The 3,002-nt window shown below is 57.8% G+C and carries 3 protein-coding genes; all 3 read left to right on the forward strand.

From position 1 onward, the window contains the following. The first annotated feature begins 22 nt into the window (after positions 1-22). Entirely contained in the window at positions 23-1,102 is a 1,080-nt protein-coding gene (locus tag AC5I5B_RS05975; protein ID WP_495752497.1) for an N-acetylmuramidase domain-containing protein, read from the forward strand. Beyond that, positions 1,099-1,362, forward strand: a complete 264-nt coding sequence (locus tag AC5I5B_RS05980; protein ID WP_495752498.1) for a hypothetical protein — start codon at positions 1,099-1,101, stop codon at positions 1,360-1,362. The genes AC5I5B_RS05975 and AC5I5B_RS05980 overlap by 4 nt, the downstream gene beginning before the upstream one ends. Positions 1,363-1,554: 192 nt before the next feature. Then, complete coding sequence (locus AC5I5B_RS05985) at positions 1,555-2,910, forward strand: SGNH/GDSL hydrolase family protein (RefSeq protein ID WP_495752499.1); 1,356 nt, start codon at positions 1,555-1,557, stop codon at positions 2,908-2,910. Positions 2,911-3,002: the final 92 nt, after the last annotated feature.

Raw genomic sequence — 3,002 nt, forward strand, 5'->3', positions numbered from 1 at the left:
ACCCACAATCAGGAGAAGCCTCATGTTGAAGGCTGATGTCGCGCGCTCGATTGAGCGAGTTGCGAGCGTGCACGGTATTGACCCGGCGGCGCTGAAGGCTGTTGTCGAGGTCGAGAGCGACGGCGTTGTCTTTGCCGATATCGACGGCAAGGAAATGCCAGTGATCCGCTTCGAAGGCCATTACTTCGACCGGCTGGTGACTGCGTCTCGTCGGGAGGAAACTCGGCGGCTCGGTCTTGCGTCTCCGACTGTCGGCGGCGTGAAGAACCCGGCCTCGCAGAAAGACCGCTGGCAGCTTCTTGGGCGAGCGATGATGATCGACAAGCAGGCCGCACTGGAAAGCACGTCCTTTGGCGTTGGGCAGGTCATGGGGAGCCACTGGAAGGCTCTCGGGTATCCGTCGGTTATCGATCTGTTTGAAGCTGCTCGCAGCGGTGTTGAGGGCCAGGTCGACCTGATGGTTCGGTTCATCAAGGCGAACAACCTTCTGGGCGCTCTGAACCGGAAGGATTGGGCAGGGTTCGCCCGCGGCTATAATGGCCCTGCCTACAAGAAGAACGCCTACGACACGAAGATGGCCGCCGCCTATGAGCGCTATTCGAGGAAAGGACCGGCCGCATCTGGTGCGACGGGTATGCTCCGTATTGGCTCCAAGGGGGCAGGGGTTCGGGAAATCCAGGTGCTGCTTACGCGCGCCGGCTATCCGGTTACAGCCGATGGTGACTTTGGACCGGCGACGGATCGCATTCTCCGACGGTTTCAAGATGAGAACGGGCTTGCCGCCGACGGTGTGGCCGGTCCGCAGACCATGCGTAAGCTGAAAGAGTTTCAGGTCTCGCCGGATGAAAAGCCCGGCAATCTTGGGATCGCTCAGGTTCCAGAGGTCAAGAACGCCGCTCGCAACTTCGGCCCTCTCGCTTTGGTCACCGCAGCCCGTGATCAGATCGCGGAACTCGCCACCTATGTCACCGGCATCAACTCGGATCTGGCGAACACCATCGCGAACGGGATGCTGGCCGTCTCTGGAGCCATTGGCCTCGGCCTTACGATCTGGGGCGTCTACGGCTGGTGGAAGAGCAAGCAGACGGTGGAACAGGCATGATCACAGACAAGATCAGTTTCGCCGTAGGAGCGGCTGCAGGCGCGATTGTGGCCTGTCTGCTGTTCACCACCATCAACGCAGTCTGGTGGCTTCCCAGAGCCAAGGAAGAGGCTCGCATCATCGAGCGTGCGGAACTCGACGCCGCAACCAACAAGGCAATCGGAGAACTCAGGAATGAAGCTGACAAGGCTCGCGTCAATCGTCGCCTGTGCCGTGAGCGTGGCGGCGTGTACCTCAACGCAACAGGTCGCTGCCAGTAAGGAACGGCTAAACCAGTCCGCGAGGTCGATCTTCGGAACGTCTCTGGTGGGCTCTCGTGGAGCGTCTCCCAAGGATCAGGATGCAATTGACGAAACGGTTGCCGGTATTTGCGGCGCCAAGGTGTGGACCGTTGGCGAGTGCGCGCGCCATGATGAATTGACGAGGGCTCGGTAATGACGGGATTGAGCTTGATGACCGGCCTGTCTCTCGTTGGGTCGGGCATGTCGGGGAAGCGTGCCAACGCATTCAGCCCATTCAAAACGAAGCTTGAGGCCGGTCAAGACGTTAATATCTTCGTCAATGGAGACAGCACTGCATGGGCTGATTTTAGCCCTTACTTTCTGTTCCCTAAGATGCTGGGCGACAAGTACAACGCTACCGTCGTTATGCGCCGCTGGGCCGAATATGACGGTGTGGCCGGCACATGGACCGGCCCGAAGGATTATGCTGCCCCCGTAACGCTGCGGTCGGGCACATCCCAGACCATCAACGTGTATCTCGCGGCGATCCCTGAAAAGGTTGCTGGCACGATTTTCGACGGCACCCGCAAGGCCAATGCCATAGACGCCATTCCGACGCCGGATGTTTGCATTACTCATCACGGCCACAACATGTTCTCGTATCCCACCATTGCGGGGTCTACCGGTATTGGCTTCTATTCCAACGGGATCGGCAAATGGCTCGGCCCCATCGGCATGCAGGAGCTGCAATGGCCAGGCGTACCGCAGGTAATCACCGCGCAGAACCCGAAGAAGGACTACAGCGATAATTACAAAACGTACTATGCGGCCAAGTATGCCGCGCAAGTGCATGGCGGTATAACTTTCGTTGACACCTACATGCCGTTTATCCTGCGGGATAACGCTTCAAATCTGTTCCGCGGCGGCGATAATGTCCACCCAAGCGATGCAGAGGCAAATTATGCCGGTGCGCAGTTGCAAGCCGACACCATCATGTCATCGTTCAATGCTGCTGCGCTGAAACCTTTTTCAACTCCGGTCTGGCCGCTGCAATCCGGGGCGAACCTGATCGACAACGGCGATTTCTCCAACTGGTCTGGAGCGCTGCCGGTGGGCTGGACGACTAACGGCACTGGGCTAACCGTAACCAAAGAGACCACTATCAAGTACGGCGCATCGGCTTACTCATGCAGAATCGCCCCCGGCACGGGCGTCTCCGGTCAAACCTCGTATTTGCAGAAATACCTGTCCAGCACTGAAATGGCGCGCATCGCCGGCAAGACCGTTTGCTTTGCCGCCCTCTGCTATTCGGTAAGGCCGCAGGTAAACCCCGCCACTTACTTCTCTGTCAAAAACGCTTTCGGCAATGTCCGCGATTATGTCACGGGGGCCGTCATTGACTGCCAGGACGGCTGGATGTGGTACATTTCAGTCGGCATACCGATCGTCAACGATCCTAACGAGGCGTGGCGATACCTTCGCCTTATCCCGTCGCAGCAGGTTCCAAACCCCGCGACCAGTGATCCTCTTATCGTCCAGCGGGTGCTTATCACGGAAGGGTTGCCTCCTAGGGGCGTGATTGCGTGATAACGACAAACCTCTGTATTCGTTTTTGTCTATAATTATATCGCCAATACTTTAGGAGATTTGATTATGGATAGACCAACGCTACGGGCGAT

The organism is Agrobacterium sp., assembly GCF_059499945.1.